Here is a 345-nt window from a genome sequence, read left to right as displayed (position 1 = left end):
CACCACATCACCAATGCGAATCACTTTCCAGCGATCTTCTTCCCAGGCTGACGCGCCGGAAACCACCAGATTGGGGCGGAATTGCTCCATTTTTACACTGGCCGGACAACGTTGTTGGAGATCACGTAACGAGGCTTCGTTAGCAAGAAGGTAAGGATAGCCATCAGCAAATGACAGAGGTACAGTGTTGTGGCGTTTCACGCGCCGGGTCATTTGTGGCCCCACCCAGCGTAATTGCACTTCGCGGGAGAAAAATCCACTTAGCCATTTGTTGATCGCGTCTGGCGCAATTCGCGCGGTAAAATGTGTGCCCCAAACTTCGGTTGGTGCGTCTTGTGTGGCGAA

At 53.0% G+C, this 345-nt stretch carries 1 pseudogene; it reads right to left on the bottom strand.

Features of this window, described 5'->3' with window-relative positions:
- Positions 1–345 (bottom strand): annotated as a pseudogene (gene ycbX, locus EOS_RS45475) (6-N-hydroxylaminopurine resistance protein YcbX); the annotation flags it as partial.

The organism is Caballeronia mineralivorans PML1(12) (assembly GCF_001028175.1).
GTDB lineage: Bacteria > Pseudomonadota > Gammaproteobacteria > Burkholderiales > Burkholderiaceae > Caballeronia > Caballeronia mineralivorans.
This window is presented reverse-complemented; position numbering and strand designations above follow the sequence as displayed.